This is a genomic window from Endozoicomonas sp. SESOKO1 (genome assembly GCF_024606265.1).
Classification (GTDB): Bacteria; Pseudomonadota; Gammaproteobacteria; order Pseudomonadales; family Endozoicomonadaceae; genus Endozoicomonas.
On sequence record NZ_JAHHPP010000302.1, the window covers coordinates 1 to 1,224 of the forward strand.

Consider the following 1,224-nt stretch of genomic DNA (forward strand, 5'->3'; position numbering starts at 1 on the left):
ATCTGGGCGAACAAGTGACTGAAGCGGTTATTACCGTTCCTGCCTACTTCAACGATTCCCAGCGTCAGGCTACCAAAGACGCAGGCCGCATCGCGGGTCTGGAGGTCAAGCGGATCATCAACGAGCCAACCGCTGCGGCGCTGGCTTACGGCATGGACAAGAAAAAAGGCGACCAGACCATCGCCGTTTATGACCTGGGTGGCGGTACTTTCGACGTATCGATCATCGAGATCGCTGACGTAGACGGCGAGCACCAGTTTGAAGTACTGGCCACCAACGGTGACACCTTCCTGGGTGGTGAAGACTTCGACCTGCGCCTGATCGAATACCTTGCCGACGAATTCAAGAAAGACCAGGGCATCGACCTGAAAGGCGACCCACTGGCCATGCAGCGTCTGAAAGAAGCCGCTGAAAAAGCCAAGATTGAACTGTCTTCTACCCAGCAGACAGACGTCAACCTGCCTTACATCACAGCTGACGCCACCGGTCCCAAGCACCTGAACGTTAAAGTCAGCCGTGCCAAGCTGGAATCTCTGGTAGAAGACCTGGTTGCCCGTTCCCTGGAGCCCTGCCGCATCGCGGTCAAGGACTCTGACCTGGACCTGTCTGACATCGACGAAGTTATCCTCGTGGGCGGCCAGACCCGGATGCCACTGGTTCAGCAGAAAGTGGCCGAGTTCTTTGGTAAAGAGCCTCGCAAGGACGTTAACCCTGACGAAGCGGTGGCCATGGGTGCTTCCATCCAGGCTGCGGTTCTGGCCGGCGACGTTAAAGACGTTCTGCTGCTGGACGTTACCCCGCTGACCCTGGGTATCGAAACCATGGGCGGCGTAATGACGCCACTGATCGAAAAGAACACCACCATCCCGACCAAAAAGTCCCAGGTGTTCTCTACGGCTGACGACAACCAGGGCGCAGTTACCATTCACGTGCTCCAGGGTGAGCGCAAGCAGGCGACTCACAACAAATCCCTGGGCCGTTTCGACCTGGCCGACATTCCGCCAGCACCTCGTGGCATGCCACAGATCGAAGTCAGCTTCGACCTGGATGCCAACGGTATTCTGAATGTTTCTGCAAAAGACAAGGCAACTGGCAAAGAACAGTCTATTGTCATCAAGGCATCTTCCGGTCTGTCGGACGAAGAAATCGATCAAATGGTCAAGGACGCTGAAGCCAACGCGGCAGACGACAAGAAGTTCGAAGAGCTGGCTGCGGCCCGTAACC

General features: G+C 56.4%; 1 protein-coding gene. It reads left to right on the forward strand.

Annotation, left to right across the window (positions count from 1 at the left end; all coding sequences use genetic code 11):
- On the forward strand, positions 1-1,224 hold a 1,224-nt coding region (gene dnaK, locus KDK13_RS13410; protein WP_257285479.1), incomplete at both ends, for a molecular chaperone DnaK.